The following is a 19,304-nucleotide window of genomic DNA, read 5'->3' on the forward strand; positions in this document are numbered from 1 at the left end:
TGAATGGATGTTCAGAAGGAATTAGATAAAGCCAGTGGGTTTAAAAATCTTGAACTGCTTGCCAAGCAAGTGGTTGAAGGCTTTATTGCAGGCATGCATAAAAGTCCATTTCATGGTTTTTCGGCTGAATTTTCAGAACACAAAATTTATAATCAAGGTGAGAGTACGCGGCATATTGACTGGAAGTTATTTGCTAAAACAGATAAGTTGTACACCAAGCGTTATGATGATGAAACCAATTTAAGATGCCACATAATTATTGATAATAGCAGTTCTATGCATTATCCAAAAATGGATACTTTTAGCATTGATCATCTTAATAAAATTGCTTTTTCTGCGCTTGCTTCAGCCTCATTGATGCATATTTTAAAAAAACAAAGAGATGCCATTGGGTTGAGTATATATAGTGATACCTATGACTATTACGCTCCCGAAAAAGGAAGTGAACGTCATCACCAGATGCTATTAAATGAACTTAATAAAGTGGTCATTCCAAAAGCGTTAAATCAAACTACAGAAACTTATAAATATCTCCATGAAATAGCAGAGAAGATCCATAGACGCTCCTTAATATTTTTATTTACAGATATGTTTCAATCATCTGTTAAAGAGGCCAAATTATTCGAGGCATTAAGGCATTTAAAGTATAATAAGCATGAAGTGGTCTTATTTCATGTTATTGATAAAGAAAAGGAGCTGGTCTTTGATTTTGATAACAAGCCAAGGCGATTTGTTGATGTAGAGACTGGAGAGCACATTAATTTATATGCTGATACGGTTAAAGAAAATTATCATGCAGCGGTAAGTCATTATTTTGAATCTTTAAAATTAAAATGTGCCCAGTACAAAATAAAATATGAAGAGGCTGATATTAATAAGGATTTTAATAACATCCTCACAACCTACATGATAGAACGTCAAAAGTTTTTGTAATTAAATTTTATTTAAAAAACAGTGAAAAACATTTGAGATATAAAAAAAGCCGTGTATATTTGCAACCGCAATAAAGCAACGGTCTGGTAGTTCAGTTGGTTAGAATGCCGCCCTGTCACGGCGGAGGTCGCGGGTTCGAGTCCCGTCCAGACCGCAAAGTTGCAAAAATGCTCTAAGAAATTAGGGCTTTTTTTTTAAACTTAAGACGTTGTGTTGTCTGATATATGTAGTAGTATATCAGGGGTTTAAGTAGTTAAACCGATGGAAAGCTTTCCTTTTTTCTTTACCGAAAATTGGGATGCTTTTTTGTTTTTGGGGTGTTTTTGTTTATAAAGGTCTGAAGGATCAATTCAATTTTTTTGCAGATTTAACTATTTGAATAAATCTAATAATAAAAATAAGTTTAAAAGTAATTCCACAAATTATCAAATAGATCGGTTTGATATGTGTTTGATTAATATTTCGAAGGTATAAGCCCGTAAAAAACAAAATTAACCCAACGATTAAAAAAAGAACTTCTTTCCCGGGTTTATATTCACCACTTCTAACTTTAGACAATATGTAGATTGACTTCAATGTTACACCAGTTATAATTGAAGCTAGGCCAAGGGTATCCATTTGGGTTGACTTTTTTAGTACTATACCAAATACTAATAAAATAATTCCAATAAATAATAGTCCTTTTGATTTCATCAAACTTTATTTTTAGCTACAAAAATAAAGATATTTTACTAATTGAAAGCTATCCTTTTTTCTTTACCGAAAATTGGGATACTTTTTTGTTTTATGTAGGTTTTAATTTTCTATGCCATATGATTATTAGTAGTGTCATTAGTATTATTGAAACAATAGAAGAATTCAATGTTCCTAGGTCTAAACCTCCTTTAATAAGTGGTTTTGTCAAGAAATCTGCAAATGTTGCACCAAATGGTCTGGTGAAAATAAAAGCAATCCAAAAAAGTATGACGTGATTTATTTTTGTCTGATAATGTAGTAAGACTACCATCAAAATTATTCCAGCTGTAACCATGGCGCCATTAAGATAACTTAATCCAACCACTTCACTTGAATAATCTCCAAAGGCAGTTCCTAAACTGTTAGAAAACAGGATGGCAATCCAGTAATAAATTTCTTTTTCCTTATAAAAATAGGGTATACACTTAAAGACTTAAATTTTTTGTTCCATAGAATTAAGGCTAGAATGAGTCCGGAGAATAAAACTAAACTACCCAAGGTATATCCTAAGTGTAAACTTCTATCGAGAAAATCAGATATTTCAGTGCCTAAGGTTGTTGTTGCTATAACTACCAACCAGTAAAAAACAGGAATATATTTTTTTGTAAATAACTGGATGGAAAGCACCACTAAAAAGAAAATAACTGTGATTAGAATTCCTGTCAAATAACCAAGATTTAAAGTCATTTACAAATAATCTCCCAATGTCTCGCCTAGAGTTGTGGCTACAATTTTCATTAACCAGAAGATTAATGTTATTTCGGATACTTTGTTCAATTTTTCCAAAGTCATTTTGATCTGTACTACAAGGTCTAATTGAAAGGAAAGTTGTATCGGGAGTAACTGACTTAATAAAAATCGAGTGAATTAGTAGAAAGTCCTTAGGAATTTCGCAGGTAAGCTTGCGCAAGTAATTAATTATATAAGGTGTTTCATGTCATCTATATTTTTTAATAATTCATAAGGTTAGGATATTTAAACTCATAATTCAGTAAGCTTTTCATTTTTTGGCTAGTTACTATCTTATAGTTGTTTTCTGACTTTTCATTAAAGACAACCATGGAATTCCCTAATTTTTCAGATTCTTTCAAGTAAAATTCTCGTCTTGTGGGATGGCTATCGGCGCAGGCATTTAAAACGTTGTTCCAGGCATTTCCTGTAATAATTTGTTCAATAATTCCAATGCAATCATCTCTGTGTATAAAGTTTATAAAGCCTTCAGGATTGTCTATTTTTTTACCAGATTTAATGAAATTTCCAGGTTTTCTATCATAACCAAATAGACCTCCAAACCTTATTATGGTGGATTCAAAAAAAGCATTTGTTCTAAATAAGTTTTCAATATGAGCAAGAGGAGAATTATTTGTAACGGTTTCTTCAGTAACTATTCCGTTTGTATTAGGATAAACGGAAGTTGAGCTAACAAATAATACCTTACACACTTCAGATTTTTCAACTTTTTTTATTAGGTTTTTAAAAGCACTGATATTTTTTGATGGAATAGCTATAATTAAAATGTCAGAGAATAAAAAATCGGAAATATTAATATGATTGTCGTTTATGTCAATAACAAATGGGATGATACCTTTAGCTTCAAGCTCCTTTACTTTGACATTAGATGTGTTTGACCCATAAACTCTATATCCTTTGCCTATTAGTTTAACCGCTAAAGTTAATCCAAGCCAACCACATCCTAAAATACTAATTCTTTGAGTCAATATGAGTTCTAATTGGTTCTAATGCCTTCATTTTATATATATAATAAATATACATTTTATCCTCTGTAATTTACTGGATAACAACATTTTTTGTTCCTCTTTTTATTATTTTTTCCTGGTTTAAAATTCAACAGAACCTCTATTCTATAAAAATAAATAAGATATATTAAATCCTACTTTTTCCGACCTGTGAAATGTTCCATTGTTTTATATATTCCCATGACACTTCCTGTAAACCAATCAAATAGATTAATAGGCATAATGGCTTGTCCAAGTCTGGTTAGTCTATAGATATATCCAGGTATAGTGAGCATTTTTTTGTTTTTTTCAATGGCTTTAATAATTTTTAGCGCGACTGACTCGGGATTGAGAATGGGTATTTTTGAACGCACACCATCAAACATGCCTGTGTTAATGTAATAGGGCATTACCGTGGTAATGCCAATATTTTTATTCATTTGTTTCATTTCTATACGCAAACTATCAGACCAGCCTATAACTGACCATTTACTACCTACATAAACTGACATTTTTGGGTTTGAAATAAGACCTCCTGAAGAAGCTATGTTACAGATATGACCAGAATTTCTTTTTAACATATCTCCCAGAAATTCCTTGGTAATTAAAATGGGGGCATTGGCATTGATCTCCATAGTTTTTACAACGTCTGCGGCAGAATGTTCGTGAAAATATTTGCCAACAATGATTCCGGCATTATTGATAAGTACATCAATAGCTCCAAATTCACCCTTTATCTTTTTGGCATTTTCTTGAATTTGTTTGGTGTCTGAAACATCTACCTTAAATCCAAAAACAGCTCCTTTACTCTTAAATTCTAAGAGGGTGTCATCAATTTTTGACTGGTCTATATCCCAAATAATAACCTTGGCATTCCGTTCCAACATTAAACGGACCATAATTTTCCCAATGCCAGAGGCTCCGCCCGTTATCAATACTAATTTTTGCTCCAAGTGTTTCATTTCTAAATTGAATTTTTCATAATGACTATTATTTATCCAAAAATCTTTCTTTTTATAGCTCTGCCAATAAATCGTACTTTATCGTTAAAAGGAAAATTTTCTAAGACCGTTTTTACCACTCCTTTTGTAAATCTTGTTCGTTTTTGATAATCAATGTTTACATCAACCAATACAATTTTATCATTTTTTGCCTCTTTAAGCGCGGTGCTAATCGTTTCATTGATCTGAGAGTCATTTTCTATCACTAAGTATTCAGCACCAACGGCGTTTGCAATCCCTTCTAATTTAAAATCACCTAACTCTGTAGATGTTTTTCTGTTATAGGGAATTTCTTGTCCTTGAGATATCTGAGAAAGTTCACCATCGTGGAAGACAAAAATCACAATGCCTAAATGATTTCTTTTTGCGGTTAACAACTCCAGACCTGTCATTAAAAAAGCACCATCACCAACAATTCCTATCACCTGCTTGTCTGGATTAGCTAATTTAGCCCCTATAGCTGCTGGTACACAGTACCCCATGCAATTGAAATCTGTGGGACTAATAAAATGTTTGCTTCTCAGATTCTGAAATAATTCTACGGTTAGGAACGTGTGATTACCATCATCCACAACCGTAATAGCATCATTATCAAGATGGTGTCTTAAACTTTTAAAGAAATTATAAGGATTTACTTTATCGAATTTATGATCTGACCACTCCTTATAATACGCCTGTTTATCTTTCTCAATAGTATTTAATAAATGAGGGGTGGTTTTTTCTATATTTCTTTTTGTAAGGGCCAGTAGCAAACCTTCTAAAACCTGTTTTGCATCCCCTTCTATAGCCAGTTTGCTTTGATAATTTTTATCGAAAACATTTTTATCAATATCTATATGAATAAGGTTTTCAGGAACTTTGGCTCCATAACTTCCGGTTGGTATTTCTGCAAATCTTGTGCCTACTGCAATTAAACAATCAACATCTTTAAAAGCGTTTTCTGCAGCAGGGACTGCTGCGGCACTAAATCCCATCCCTGTAAACAATCCGTGATTGCCTGGAAACACACTAAATCCTTGCAATGTGGTTGATACCGGTGCATTTAACCTTTCTGCAATTTGTACACTTATATCTGTAGCCTCTTTAGCACCCCATCCTAAAAACAAACCCACTTTTTTTGATTCAGAAATAATTTGAATAGCTTGATCTATTTGAGTATCCAGGATTTCTGGTTTAATTTCAGACTTTTTAAAAGATACTATTTCTAAAACTTCGCCTTTAAATAATTGAATATTTGCAGGTATCTCTATAAAAACCGGGCCTGGATTTCCGGATACCGCAATATTATAAGCATCAAAAATACTGGGCATGATCTCTTGATGGCTTTTTATTTTGAAAGTCTTCTTAGTAATCCCACTTAATACAGTATGCATATCCCATTCATGAAGCTGATAACTTTTATGGATATCTGTTCTAATGCCGCCTGAGATAATAAGCATGGGTATGCCATCTAAAAAGGCTTCTCCTATGCCACTTAAAGCATGTGTAATTCCCGCTGCTGGTACAATAACCAAGGTACCAATATTACCTGAAGTACGACTTACCGCATCTGCCATAAACGCACCACCGCCTTCATGAGTCACTAATATGGGTGTGATTTTTGTCGATTTATTTAATTCGTCATAAATCTCCGTATTATGGACTCCCGGAACACCAAATGTATGTGATATAGGTAATTGCTCCAATGCGTTAACTACTAACCATGCGCCTGTTTTTTTCATAAATTTTAATTCTAAAGTTTTATTGCTGATATGTTTGCTGCTGCCATTCTTCCTGTTAAGATACAAGACCCTAAAAAGGTACCCTCTAAGGATCTGGAGCCGTGAATGCCTCCGCCTCCAAAACCGGCAGACTCTCCCACAGCATATAGACCGGTGATAACTTCACCATCTTTATTTATAACCTGTGAATTCAGATTTGTAGGGATGCCTCCCAAACTTTTTCTGCTCAAAATATATTGTTTTACTGCAATTAACGGACCTGCTTTTGGGTCTAATATTTTTTGAAATTTTGAGGTTCTTATTTTATCTCCTCTATACAGTCTGAAATGAATTAATCGTCTCAGTTGTTCATCATTAAAATACGATTTTCCTCTATCAATTTCAGTATCATAATTTTGTAAATTCTTTTTCAGAATCTCCAGATCTACTAAATCATTATGACATTGTTGATTCATTTTTTTTACGAGTTCTTCAATATTATCAGCAACAACAAAGTGATCTGATTCATCAATTAATCTGTTTATTAATGTTTTATTGCCAAGCAATACCTCTTTTATCATTTTGAATTTATCCTTATTCCTGAAGGCGCTCATATACTCTGATCCGGAAACAGCTAATTCTTTAATGGCGATTTTCCAGTTCATGATACTCCATGAGTACTGATGTTTTGTTTTTAGAATGTTTTCAACAAAAAACGACGTGTCAGTATAAGCAATTAAGGGAGGATCAAACCGCTTTCCTGTAGCGTCAACCCATATTGCAGATCTAGGTGGAACTAAACTCAGACCATCGCTGATTTTACCTTTTTCAGGGTTTGGAGCAGGAATTCCTGCGGCATAGTGCCATTGCTTATTTAAGTGGGTAGAAGGTATTCCTTTTTTATCCAGATCTAAATGCAATGTCCCATCTGCATATTTATGCGACCCGTTTAATAAGGTCTCTGGTGGCGTACTGTGATTAGGCCAATGTTTCTTCACCAGCTCCAAATTACCTCCTGTAATACCTCCCGAGGCAATGATTATATTTTCTGAATTTATAAGTAGATTTTTTTTAGAAACTTCATCAAAAACTTCAACTCCAACAGCCTTTTTGTTTTCTATAATAACAGATTCTACTTTGTGTTGAAATTTTATTTCTAACTTTTCTTTATTTGGATGATTTAATAAATAGTTGACTACTTTATTAGATAAATCATATCCAGTACCCCAGGTTATATGCCATCTGGGAACTGAATTACCTTTTATATGCATGCCTCTTTCAGGCCAATTAACAACCGGAAGAAATTCAACTTTTTTGTTAATGAGCCAATCATAAATTAAAGAAATAGAATGTTCTGAATAAAATTTTGCCCATTTTGCTCCTAAGCCATCATTCTCGGTAAATGCGCCAAAACGCATCCAGTCGTCATAGAGTAATACAGCTGAATCATTAATGCCTGCTCTTTTTTGTTGTGGTGTTCCGGAAAACAAAATTCCACCAAAAGATTTTTTTGCTAATCCTCCGAAATTATTTTCAATGTCTCTTTCAATAATGAGAACCTGCTTATTATTATCAAGAAGCTCAATGGCGCACGATATTCCAGCTAATCCACCTCCTATAATTATATTTTTGTATTCAAAAACCTCCATAAATCACATTGAATTTTTGCAGGAAATAAAATTTTTATTCTTCTTATTCATTGTCCTTTTACCAGATTTTAATTTCAATAGGATACATGTTTTATTTAAATAAAAACAGTCATAAAATCTAAACCTTTTTTAAAATATTTTTACCGCTAATGGCCATAGCCGTTAAAACACCTGAGAATAATGCTCCACCTACACCTGCCGTTACAATATCCTGACCCGTTAAATAAAAGTTTTTGATGGGTGTTCTTGGTTTTAAAAAAGCTTGTCTAAACCTTGAAGGTCCATGGTTTAACCCATATACTTCTCCTTTTTCATAATTAACAAAATGTTGTGTAGTAAGCGGTGTTGACAATTCATGGCAATTAACCTTGCCTTCAAGATGGGGTAATTGTTTGTATAGCTCCCTAAACAAGCGGTCAGTAATTTCCTTTTTCATAGCCTCATACTTTTCGCCTCTTTTCTTCCAGGAAGTGTCAGACCATTTTTTAAATGGTTCATAGGGTAATAAGGTGATGATATCAATGGAACTTTTACCTGGGTAACGATTAGGCCAGTCTGGGTCTTTGGCTGATGGAAAGGAAAGGTAAACCACAGGAAAAGGCTGTGACAAATCATTTAAATAGTTTTCAACACAAGTGTCATGATCTCCTTTTTCGGGATAGATCCAATAATTTGTTTTTGGTAGTTGCAGTTCTTTAGGAGAGCCTTCTAAACCAATATATAAGCTGGCATGAGCTACTGATGGTTTTACTTTTTGTAACTGTGCTTTCAAATGGTGTTTTTTAACGGTTTCAGATGGCAACAGTTTATTGTAGGTGGTCATAATGCCGGCATTACTTACTATGTTTTTAGCCCGTATTATTTTACCGTCTTTCATCCTGACTCCTACAGCCGTATTGTTTTCAATAATAACTTGCTCAACTTCTGCGCTTACCAAAATAGTACCGCCAGCGGCTTCTATTACCGGATCTATGGTTTTTACTATTTGTGAAGAACCTCCGATTGGGAAACTGCCGCCGTCAAAATAATGTCTTGCCACTGAGGCATGCATGGAAAAGCTACTTTGTTTTGGGGGTAAACCGTAATCGCCATATTGGCCGGTCAGTACTTTTATTAAAGTTTCATTTTGTGTTAATGAGCGGAGCACTTCATCTGTGGTTTTATCTGAGAATTTGTAAAAAGGGTTTTTCAGGAATCTTCCTATTAATGTATTTAAGAAGGGTGAAATGGCCTTACTGATATAATAGTTCTTACTTGTTTTTACTGCTTTAAAAACTAAATCAACATAGGTATTGATAGCCTGCTCTTCCTCAGGGAAATAAGCGGTCATTTGCTTCTTAAAGTTTTTAACCCCTTTTACTAAATCAAAACGCTGATCCCCAATAATAATGCGGTCATAAACCTCACCCATGTCAGCCCATTTTAATTGATGGTCCGTAACATAATCAAACAGTTTTTTTAATAGGCTGTTTTCTCGTTGTACTTCACCTATATAATGAATGCCCACATCCCATTCATAACCTTTTCTTTTAAAGATATGGGTAAAACCACCAGCAGTGTAGTGTCTTTCTAACACTAAAACCTTTTGGCCTTCTTTAGATAAAATAGCTGCTGTAGATAGGCCACCCATTCCTGAACCTATAATAATAGTATCATAAGTTGCTTGTAATTGCGGGTTTTGCTTATAAGATTGTATCATCAGTTAATTGTTTTAGGGCGTTAAAAGAGCAATCAAAATACTTATTATCAACTAAAATAATCGTTAATTTATTGATGATATTATGTTTAATTTATTTGGTTGAGCTGTACAAACGGCGATATTAAAAGTACGATATTTTATGCATTGATTACCTGAAATAAAAACAAATGATAAAGAATTTTATGAGTGTGATTACTTAAGTATTTTTCTTTCAAAGCGTATTTTTCTAACACCATGGTCTGTATCCCATTGTTTAATTTCCTTGAAATTAAACTTTTTATATAAAGTAATAGCGGGCTTATTTTCTAAACCGGTTTCAACGGTAAACAATTTGGAATCATAAGAATTTAATATAAATTCAACTAATTTACTGGCTATGCCTTGTCTAAAAAAGGCGGGGTCTACTACTAAACTTTGAATATGTATAGCCTTATTAGTATTATCTATTTCTGCAACTGCGACAAGTTCTTCATTCGTTAGATATCCATAAAAAGCGTTGGAGCTACTTAAAAAACTTTCGAGATTTCTTTTTAAAGGCGGAAAATCAACAGCCTTTAAAATTTCAGCTTCAATAGCATAAGACACTTGAAAAACGGAACGTATTTTGGTAGCAATCGCTAAATCGGCGTTTTGAAGTTTTACTATCATTTATAGCTTGTTAAACTTTTAAAAAACGTATTAAGCATTGACTCATGTCCTCTAAAAATTCTTCAATTTCTTCAACAAAATCTTGATTCCTTTTTTGTTGATTTATGGTTAAATGAATGATGGCTGATTCAGCATCTGGAGGAAATCCCGCAGTGATAGTCCAGCATAATGCATTAGGGCATTCTAACAAAGCAAAGCGGATACCCCCTCTTATTTCACTTCGAATTAATGTAAACTCACCCCATATTCCGCCAATATTTGCTTCTGTATCATTGGGTTCATTTAAATTGAAAATCTCGTTACTAATTTCTGAAAGATTACTTAATGTTAGAGATTTTTGTATCTGTTGTTCAGTCGTTTTTAGGTTTATTTTTCTAAAAAATTCCATGATTCAGTTCTTTGTTTTAAAGGTTATGGTTTTTTCTTCGCACCTACCATAAATCAAAATAATAATAAATACCGTGTATTTATCCCCGATATATTTGTAGCTAAATTTATTAATTGTATTGCAACTACTTGATCAGATGACTAGCGTTTGATATGGATGAATATTTTCCATGCCTACATGAATCGCTTTCTCGTTTAAAGGAATGAGGTGATGGTAACGTTCTGAAAGTGATTTTTTCAAACCCGCTATAACATTTTCTATTTTTACAATAGGCTTTTTCTTTAAAAACCCTCCAAGAATAACCATATTGAATATTTTTTTATTTTCCATTTCAGCGGCTATTTTTGTCCCTTCAATTTGAAAAATCTGTATATCATTTCTAGTAGGATGATGAGAAATACCATTAGGATCATAAATTAATAAGCCGCCAGGTTTTACGCTGTTCTCAAACTTATCCATTGATTGTTGATTTAAAATAATAGCCGTGTCAAAAAGTTTTAAATAAGGTGAACTGATTCTTTCATCACTTAAAATGACGGTCACATTAGCTGTTCCGCCTCTCATTTCTGGCCCATATGATGGCATCCAGCTTACTTCCTGATCTTCCATAATGCCAGAATAAGCTAATATTTTCCCCATTGAAAGTACACCTTGACCTCCAAAACCTGCGATAATAATTTCTTCTGTCATAACTATTGTTTTAATATTCCATCAACTTTTATATCCCCTAACGGAAAATATTTAAACATATTTTCTTCCATCCAAATGTTAGATTCATTTGGTGTCATTTTCCAACCAGAATTGCAGTTGGATACGATTTCAATAAAAGACAATCCTTTTTTTAATCGGGTATTTTCAAACGCTTTTTGAATGGCCTTTTTAGCTTTTCTGGCGTGTTTATGTGTATGTACAGATTGCCTTGTCACGTAATAAACTCCTGGTAAATTGGCAACCAGTTCTGTCATTTTTAATGGAGACCCCATAGATTTTATTTCTCTGCCATAAGGGGAAGTTGATGAGATCATGCCTTCTAACGTGGTGGGAGCCATTTGACCACCCGTCATTCCATAAATACCATTATTAACAAATATAATTACGATATTTTCACCTCTGTTACAGGCATGAATGGTTTCTGCTGTTCCAATCGCTGCTAAATCGCCGTCGCCCTGATAGGTAAAAACATATTTTTCTGGCCAAGTTCTGGCAATGGCTGTTGCTACAGCTGGTGCTCTCCCATGTGCAGCCTGAGTCATGTCAATATTCATAAAGTCATATGCTAAAACAGAGCAGCCTACTGGAGCAACCCCTATAGTGTCTTCTACAATACCCATTTCATCAATAACTTCCATGGTAAGATTATGTGCGGTTCCATGGCCACAACCAGGACAATACGACAACGCAGTGTCCGTCATTAATTTGGTCTTACAGAATACTTGATTCTCTGGTTTTATGATATCTAAGATTTCCATTTTTAATAATTTTTTGTTCTAAGGCTTCCAATACTTCTTCAGGTGTATGAATAATACCACCAGTTCTGCCAAAATGTTCTACAGGCACTTTGTGTTCTACCGAAAGTCTAACATCTTCAACCATTTGACCGGCATTTAATTCAACACTTAAAATACCTTTAACCTGATCGGCTAATTCAAACAATACCTGTTTTGGATATGGAAATAATGTTATGGGTCTTAAAAGGCCCGCTTTTATGCCTTTTTTCCTTGCTAATTCTATGGCTTTTTGGCTAATTCGCGCACTTGATCCGTATGCCACAATTAAATATTCAGCATCATCACATAGGATTTTTTCATATCTTAAATCTTCCTTTTCCATTTGTTCATATTTTTTCATTAATCTATGAACTCTGGCCTCCATTTTTTCAGATTGTAAATCCAATGAAGTAATAATATTTCGCTCTCTGTTTTTTTTACCAGTAACAGCCCAACTTCCATATTTTTCAATGATTTCATCATTGGTTAAACGCGGAATTTGTTCTTTTAAATTCACTTTTTCCATCATTTGACCAATCAATCCATCAGAAAGAATTAATACCGGGGCCCTGTATTTAAAGGCAATATTAAAAGCGTCCTCAACAAAATCTGACATTTCTTGGACTGATGCAGGTGCTAATACATATAATTTATAATCACCATGACCGCCACCTTTTACTGATTGAAAATAATCTGCTTGAGAAGGTTGAATAGTTCCAAGTCCTGGTCCGCCACGAACCACATTAACTATGACCGCGGGTAATTCAGCTCCGGCTATATAAGAAATCCCTTCTAATTTTAAAGAAATCCCTGGGCTTGAAGATGAGGTTAATACTTTTTTGCCGGTACTTGCCGCACCATAGACCATATTGATAGCTGCAATTTCACTCTCCGCCTGTAAAACAACCATACCTGTTCTTTTTTCAGGTTGTTCAGTCATTAGATATTCAATGACTTCAGATTGAGGTGTTATTGGATAACCAAAATAAGCATCAGCTCCAGCTCTAATAGCCGCTTCAGCCAATGCTTCATTACCTTTCATTAACTTTAATTCTGACATTTTTTAGTTTTTAAAAAATTAAGCAGATACTTTAATTCTATACACTGATATTGCTCTGTCTGGGCAAACAATGCCACAATTTGTGCAGCCTGTGCAAGCTTCGGGATTTTTCATATAGGCATAATGATAACCTTTGCGATTGACATTATCAGACATCCCGATTACATCTTCAGCACAAACAGGTATGCAAACCTCACATCCTTTACAGACTTCTGTATTGACTGCTATAGCGCCTTGAACTTTTGCCATATTGATAATATTAAGGGTTGATATTAACTTCTTATTAGAAAATTCATAAATTTATTGTTATTTAATTAAATAAAATATGACAAATATCAAGTTTGGTAATATTCGTTGTTGAGATAAATTTTTCTACTTGTTTTTAAATCTATAAAAAAACCTGCTTCTTGGATGATGTTGGTAATTTTAAATTGGAGATTTTTTATTAACTTCTATGATAAAATAAACCGAATTTTTCATTTTTTATATATGTTATTTGTTGCTAAATTGTTGAAAAACAATATTTTAATAAATATTTTTTTATCTCAAATTAAAAATATACATTTGCCTATCTCTGATTTTTTTAATAGCGCTTCAAAGGGATTATAAATTACGATTCTTTTGATTTAGTATTTCTGGTTTGTTACTTATGCAATAAGGCCAGAAATAAGAGTGATTTTTTGTAAAATTTTATTACTCTCATTATGAAATTATGAAAACCAACCACGTTATGAAAACCAACCACGCTAATTACCCAGGCTTATTTGTTATTTTGTTTCTTTTTTTTATTTCAATGCAGTCGTTTGCACAAAAAAGTAAAGATATTGAGCCCGTACTTTATTGTGTAAAGGATTTAGGCAATGGAATTTATCAAGCAACGTTTAGTTATTATAACCCTTCAAATAAAGAGGTTGTTATAGATGAATCTGCCAGCACGATAAAATATAATAACGGAAAAAAAGTAGCTAAAGGTTTAAATATATTCAAACCAGGTTCCGTTAATAAGGTTTTTACTAAAGAATTTGGTCCGAACGATTATGTTGAGTGGACCATTATTAGTAATGGTAATGTGCATACTGTTTATGCCAATGCAAATTCAGCAAAATGCTCAGCAAATGACGGTTTTATTTTTCCAGTCATTGGGAACAATGGAAAGTCTTACAATCTTATTGGTCAGGAGTTATCTTCTCTTTGTGATAATGTAGCAGGAGAGACCCCTTCAGAATTAATTTTTCAAATAGCTGCAGGTAAGGTTCTTGTTGAGATCGTTCCTAAGGAGGGGCAAATGCAAAATGTTCTTAACTTATTACAAGGCGCTCCTTTTAATATTGCAGTTTCCGATTTTTTACTTAATATTTCAGAGTATACTAATTTAGCAGCAATTGATGTTTATTTTAAACCCCAAGATCTTTGTATTTTAAACAATTACGCCAATATTATCAATTTTGCTAGACCTGTATATCCCGCCTATAATAATTCTGGAGGAGTGTCTACGCAAGGTGATGCTGCCCAAACATCAAACACGGTGCGTGAATCCTTTAGAGTGATAAAAAGTGATGGTAATATTGTTCCTGTTGATGGTTCAGGAATCAAAGTAGGTGTTTTGTCAGATAGCTATGATATGGCTTTGGGTGTTCCTGGTTTTGCTGCCTTAGATATCGCCAATGGTGAATTACCCGAGGCAGTAGAGGTTTTAAAAGATAATTTATATAAATCCTCAGATGAAGGAAGGGCTATGATGCAAATTATTCATGATGTGGCCCCGGGTGCAGCAATGGCTTTTCATACTGCGACTGCTTCTCCGCGACAATTTGAAGTAGGATTTAAAGCATTAAAAGAGGTAGGGTGTGACATTATTGTGGATGATATTACATTTATTACCGAGCCGTTTTTTGGAATTGGTCGAATTTCTGAAGAGATACAATCTTATGTGAGTCAATCAGGTAAATTTCACTATACCTCTGCCGGTAATATCGCGAATAAGGGATATCAGGCTACTTTTAATAGTTCCTCAAGTTTACCGGTAACTAATTTTATTACTGCCGGAAGTCCAACACGCGCTCATGTATTCGGAACTAATGCAGATGGATCTCAAGATTATCTTCAAAAAATAAGTGTGGTTCCCGGTACTTATTTATTAGTATTACAATGGAAGGAATACGCTGCTTCACAACAAAATCAGGTTGGTGCCAGCAATGATTTAGATATTTACGTAGTTGATAATGCAGGGCGATTATTGGTTGGGAATAATCGTGTGAATGTTAACGGTGATCCTACTGAAATAATTGTATTTAAGTCTACAGGAACTGGCGATGCCAATATTTTAATTACCAATGCAACAGGAGCTACTAATGTGCCGTTTAGATATATAGCCTTCAGAACATCAGCAGAAGGTGGAACACCTGATGGGCTTAAATTTCCTGAATATTTTGGCAATGGAGTGCCAACAGTAAGTGGACATGCTATGACTCCAGAATCTGTTACTGTAGGAGCTGTAGATTATCGGTATGCAACAAATCCAATAGCAGAAGCATTTTCAAGTTATGGAGGCTTATTAAAGGACCAAACAAATCTTCTAGTTGACCTGTATGCCCCTGATGGAGGTAATACGGCTTCAACAACCATTGGGCAATTAGCTACCTGTGAAACCTGTGATAAAGATGATAAACTCAATTTTTATGGTACTTCGGCGGCGGCACCTCATGCAGCAGCAGCTATGGCTTTATTAAGGTCTGCTTTACCATACTGGTATCCGGATGGTTCAGGATCTACCATATTTACTGCAGATCAAACACTGGAAAAATTCAAAAATACCTCTGTTAATTTTACTGCTCGCGATGGATCCAATGGACAATTCATCAATACGTTAAATGCTTTTAAGAGTCTTGCAGCACAAACGGCTAAAATTACGTCCTTAACTATTTTAAGTGGGAACGTGGGTGCAGAACCAATTTCGGTATCTATTATTGGAGAGTTTTTCCCTGCTCAAAATTCAGAACCATATCCGGCGAAAGTCTATTTTGATGGTAAAGAGCTTACCAATATTCAGGTGGTGTCTGATACGGAAATTATTGCAACCATTCCTGAATTTACAGGAAATCCGGAGGTGACTATTTATACCCAACCAAAGCCTGGAACCGAGGGTAATGGTGGTTTTTCTGATCCGGTTAAAATATTACCAGACGGGAAATATGCGATTAATATTGTCCCTAATAATGCGGTTTTTGAATACGGGCAAGATATTAGCTTATCTTATTTTGTACAAGGATTGCCTCCAGAAGAGATTGATACATCGCTCACGTATGCTGAAATTATGGCGTCTTTAGGATTTCCAGAAGTAAAATTAAGTTCTGGTGCAGACGCTAAACTGGCTGAAGGTGGTTATCCTATTGTTTTTGATTATGTAGTAACACCTTCATTTGCTGAACCATTATCACAAGAGCTATTTGATAAATATCAGGTGAATTTTATTTCTGGTTATGTAGACTCTAATCCAGAAATTGGTAAAATCGGGTATTTAACAATTACTAAAAAAGATTTAACAATTACGCCTCCTGAGGTTGTTTATTCTTATGGAGATCCAATAGATGTCTCATTTAATTATGCTTTTGATTCCACAGGAATTTCTGATGAAGCGAGTTTTAGATCACTAATTGATCAAACACATGCCAATGACTTTAAAGATGGGATACCTAATAAGTTTCAAGCCATTGTCAACAAATTTCAGGCTATTGTTAATGATTATGATTTAAGTTTTTTAAATGGTGGTAGTTGGAGTGCCTCAGAGCGCACTATTCAAAATAAGTTTCAAGCGATTGTTAATGGTATGAACATAGTAAATTTAGATAATGAAAATTTCACAAACTATATCTCTGCCCGTCAGAATTTTGATGATGGAACAACCAGTAAATTCCAAGCAATTGTGAACAAGTTTCAAGCAATAGTTAATTCAGAAGATTTGTTTAAAGGAGATGTAGAATTAGGTATAGAAAATAAGTTTCAAGCGATTGTGAATAAGTTTCAAGCAATAGTTAACGGTGATGATCCGGAGAGACCATTCAAAGATTATGCAGACGTATTTACAATTATTGATGCTGAAGATGCACCACCGGAGGATGGTTCAGATAATGAGCGGGTTATATCAGAGATTTATGCATTAAATATGCTAACGGGAATTGATGTAACAGGTTCTGAAGAGGACAGACATTATGTATATCCTGGGGCCTTTTTAAATGCAATGTCAGCAAATTTCAATATTACCTATGGTGTAGGACGTGTGGTGATTAATCCAAAGGATTTAAGTGTAAGTACTAATAATATTATTCTTCCTTATGGTGAGGCAATCACTGAAGCTCAGCTTTTAGAATTGACAACCTTTGATGGATGGGCCTTTGAAGGTGAATTTCAAGAATCTGTGGACGTTGTTTTCCCGGATGGTGTACCGTTCTATTTTGTTAAAAACGATGTGGAATTTGAGCTATCTGAACTGAAAGAACTTGGAGATTATGAGATAAAGATTAGAAATCCTAAAAACTATTTAATAAATAGCGCGAATGATGATACTCATGGGACATTAAAAATTATACCAGCAACCTTATCATTTAATCCTGATCCGGTTATTGTTAAATATGGAGAAACGCCGGTAATAGTTCCAAATTTTGGAAGTTTTGCCTATCCAGATGTTGAAAACCAAGATGTTTTAAATGATAGTAATGGAATTATTCCTTATTATTTTATGAAAGCAGGGGATGTTGAAAAGTATACTATCAATGGTGCTTTAAAAATGGGTGTTGGTGAATATGATATCTTTATTGAAGATGTTGACGGCGATAATTACATCATTGAAAACGATCCTAACAGAGGCAAATTAACCATTTCTGAAGCGCTCTTGACTATTAAAACAGGACCTCTAGATCTTGAGTATGGTGATAATATCAGTAATACTATTACTACTGAAATTTCCGGTTTCGCTTATGATGAATCCATAACCTCTGTTTTTGGAAACGCTATTCCTTATTTATTTATTGATGAGAATAATATTGCTTACAATATTAATGATGTGAAGTCAATTGGAGTGTATGCTATTCAAGTTATGGCTCCTGAAAACTATGAGATAGCTTATGCAGATGACCATGGCATATTAACTATTGATCCAAAAGAACTACATCCTGAAACTGATTATTACGAAACGCCTTATGGAAGTTTTAATGTCAATAATTTAGTGACTGATTTTGGAGGCTTTGCCTATGATGAAACGGCATTTGATGTCTACCCAAATGGTGTTATATATTCTTTTGAAAAGGATGGTCTATATTATGAAGTAGGTGATAAATTAAGTGTGGGTGATTACAATATATTGATAGAAGGAACTCAAAATTATGTGATTAATAGTTATGGTTCCAATCATAGTAGATTAAGAATTGTACCTGCCGAATTAAGTGTGACCATTTCGCCTACCTCAGTTATTGTGGGTCAAGGAGAACCAGTTGCTTTTTCATTTGAGTTTGGAGCATTTGCATATAATGATGAAAATAGAACTACCGTTTTTGAAAATGGTATTCCTTATTACTTTGTTGATGATTATGGCGTAGCATATTATGACACAACCCTACCTGGTGCATATTACGTGCAAATAACAGATCCGAAAAATTATACCATTATATCTAATGAAGCTCATTTATTTATTAATCCTGCTGATGAAAATGCTAAAAAAGTACGCTCTTATGCTGACTGTGTGAGTTATAATCCAAATGCTATCGACGGTTTAATATATACTGCCGTTTTTAGATATGAGAATGATAATGAGTACCCGGTTTATGTTAATGATGGCCCAGATAATTTTTTAACAGGAACACAGTTTAAAGGACAATTACCAACTGTTTTTATGCCTGGTAGTGGCACTTTTGAAATTAGATTTGATGGTCAACAATTAGTGTGGAGTTTAACAACATATGATGGTACTCATAAAAGTTCCATTTCTTCTGCTACAACCAGTGAAAGCGGCAAGTGTGATGCGAAACTTGACGGAGCCTATTCAATTTATCCTAATCCGGTAAAGACGATTTTAAATATTAAACAAAATGTTGTTGAAAATAATGTGTCCGTTTTGGTTTTAAACATGTATGGCTTTGTAGTTATTAACGCAGGCACCTTTGCTGAACCGTTTTCAACAAAAGAAATAAATATGTCCGGTTTGTCAACCGGTATTTATATTGTTAGGATAACCAGCAGCACAGATGTTCGAACCTATAATATTTTAAAAGAATAA

General features: G+C 34.1%; 15 protein-coding genes and 1 tRNA gene. 3 read left to right on the forward strand and 13 right to left on the reverse strand.

Translation table 11 applies throughout. The annotated features are described in order from the left end of the window. Positions 1 to 3 precede the first annotated feature (3 nt). Together V8G56_RS03260 and V8G56_RS03265 are read left to right on the forward strand one after the other, a co-directional pair. The gene (locus V8G56_RS03260; RefSeq protein WP_395437026.1) at positions 4 to 933 is read left to right on the forward strand and encodes a DUF58 domain-containing protein; all 930 of its coding nucleotides are present in this window, start codon (positions 4 to 6) and stop codon (positions 931 to 933) included. Positions 934 to 1,013: 80 nt separating this feature from the next. Further along, positions 1,014 to 1,087, forward strand: a tRNA-Asp gene (locus V8G56_RS03265). A gap of 630 nt (positions 1,088 to 1,717) precedes the next feature. Here the strand turns inward: V8G56_RS03265 and V8G56_RS03270 are convergent. The 13 genes from V8G56_RS03270 to V8G56_RS03330 all read right to left on the reverse strand — a co-directional run bounded on the left by V8G56_RS03270 (position 1,718) and on the right by V8G56_RS03330 (position 13,285). Further along, positions 1,718 to 2,089, reverse strand: a complete 372-nt coding sequence (locus V8G56_RS03270) for a COG4705 family protein (protein ID WP_395437600.1) — start codon at positions 2,087 to 2,089, stop codon at positions 1,718 to 1,720. Continuing rightward, complete coding sequence (locus V8G56_RS03275) at positions 2,023 to 2,334, reverse strand: hypothetical protein (RefSeq protein ID WP_395437027.1); 312 nt, start codon at positions 2,332 to 2,334, stop codon at positions 2,023 to 2,025. Before V8G56_RS03275 ends, V8G56_RS03270 begins: the two co-directional genes overlap by 67 nt. Positions 2,335 to 2,618: 284 nt before the next feature. Then, positions 2,619 to 3,386 (reverse strand): NAD(P)-binding domain-containing protein, encoded by a 768-nt coding sequence (locus tag V8G56_RS03280; protein WP_395437028.1) that lies wholly within the window; start codon positions 3,384 to 3,386, stop codon positions 2,619 to 2,621. A 173-nt stretch (positions 3,387 to 3,559) separates the two neighbouring features. Then, on the reverse strand, positions 3,560 to 4,366 hold the full coding sequence (locus V8G56_RS03285; RefSeq protein WP_395437029.1) for an SDR family oxidoreductase: 807 nt from the start codon (positions 4,364 to 4,366) through the stop codon (positions 3,560 to 3,562). Positions 4,367 to 4,398: 32 nt separating this feature from the next. Then, positions 4,399 to 6,126 carry a thiamine pyrophosphate-binding protein gene (locus tag V8G56_RS03290; protein WP_395437030.1) on the reverse strand — a complete coding sequence of 576 codons (1,728 nt, stop codon included), beginning with the start codon at positions 6,124 to 6,126 and terminating at the stop codon, positions 4,399 to 4,401. Positions 6,127 to 6,137: 11 nt separating this feature from the next. Then, entirely contained in the window at positions 6,138 to 7,754 is a 1,617-nt protein-coding gene (locus tag V8G56_RS03295) for an FAD-binding protein (protein ID WP_395437031.1), read from the reverse strand. Between the two features lie 118 nt (positions 7,755 to 7,872). Next, entirely contained in the window at positions 7,873 to 9,453 is a 1,581-nt protein-coding gene (locus V8G56_RS03300; protein ID WP_395437032.1) for a phytoene desaturase family protein, read from the reverse strand. Positions 9,454 to 9,645: 192 nt separating this feature from the next. After that, positions 9,646 to 10,101, reverse strand: a complete 456-nt coding sequence (locus V8G56_RS03305; RefSeq protein WP_395437033.1) for a GNAT family N-acetyltransferase — start codon at positions 10,099 to 10,101, stop codon at positions 9,646 to 9,648. Positions 10,102 to 10,111: 10 nt separating this feature from the next. Beyond that, the gene (locus tag V8G56_RS03310; protein ID WP_395437034.1) at positions 10,112 to 10,489 is read right to left on the reverse strand and encodes a hypothetical protein; all 378 of its coding nucleotides are present in this window, start codon (positions 10,487 to 10,489) and stop codon (positions 10,112 to 10,114) included. Between the two features lie 132 nt (positions 10,490 to 10,621). Further along, positions 10,622 to 11,179: a 2-oxoacid:acceptor oxidoreductase family protein gene (locus V8G56_RS03315; protein ID WP_395437035.1), complete on the reverse strand. Its 558-nt coding sequence runs from the start codon at positions 11,177 to 11,179 to the stop codon at positions 10,622 to 10,624. 2 nt (positions 11,180 to 11,181) lie between these two features. After that, positions 11,182 to 11,958 carry a thiamine pyrophosphate-dependent enzyme gene (locus tag V8G56_RS03320; protein ID WP_395437036.1) on the reverse strand — a complete coding sequence of 259 codons (777 nt, stop codon included), beginning with the start codon at positions 11,956 to 11,958 and terminating at the stop codon, positions 11,182 to 11,184. Continuing rightward, positions 11,912 to 13,036, reverse strand: a complete 1,125-nt coding sequence (locus V8G56_RS03325) for a 3-methyl-2-oxobutanoate dehydrogenase subunit VorB (RefSeq protein ID WP_395437037.1) — start codon at positions 13,034 to 13,036, stop codon at positions 11,912 to 11,914. Before V8G56_RS03325 ends, V8G56_RS03320 begins: the two co-directional genes overlap by 47 nt. An 18-nt stretch (positions 13,037 to 13,054) precedes the next feature. Further along, positions 13,055 to 13,285 carry a 4Fe-4S dicluster domain-containing protein gene (locus V8G56_RS03330; RefSeq protein ID WP_395437038.1) on the reverse strand — a complete coding sequence of 77 codons (231 nt, stop codon included), beginning with the start codon at positions 13,283 to 13,285 and terminating at the stop codon, positions 13,055 to 13,057. 481 nt (positions 13,286 to 13,766) lie between these two features. On the opposite strand from V8G56_RS03330, the gene V8G56_RS03335 reads away from it, so the two are divergent. Then, positions 13,767 to 19,304 (forward strand): S8/S53 family peptidase, encoded by a 5,538-nt coding sequence (locus V8G56_RS03335; RefSeq protein WP_395437039.1) that lies wholly within the window; start codon positions 13,767 to 13,769, stop codon positions 19,302 to 19,304.

It is taken from the genome of Gaetbulibacter aquiaggeris, from assembly GCF_044003965.1.
Classification (GTDB): Bacteria; Bacteroidota; Bacteroidia; order Flavobacteriales; family Flavobacteriaceae; genus Yeosuana; species Yeosuana aquiaggeris.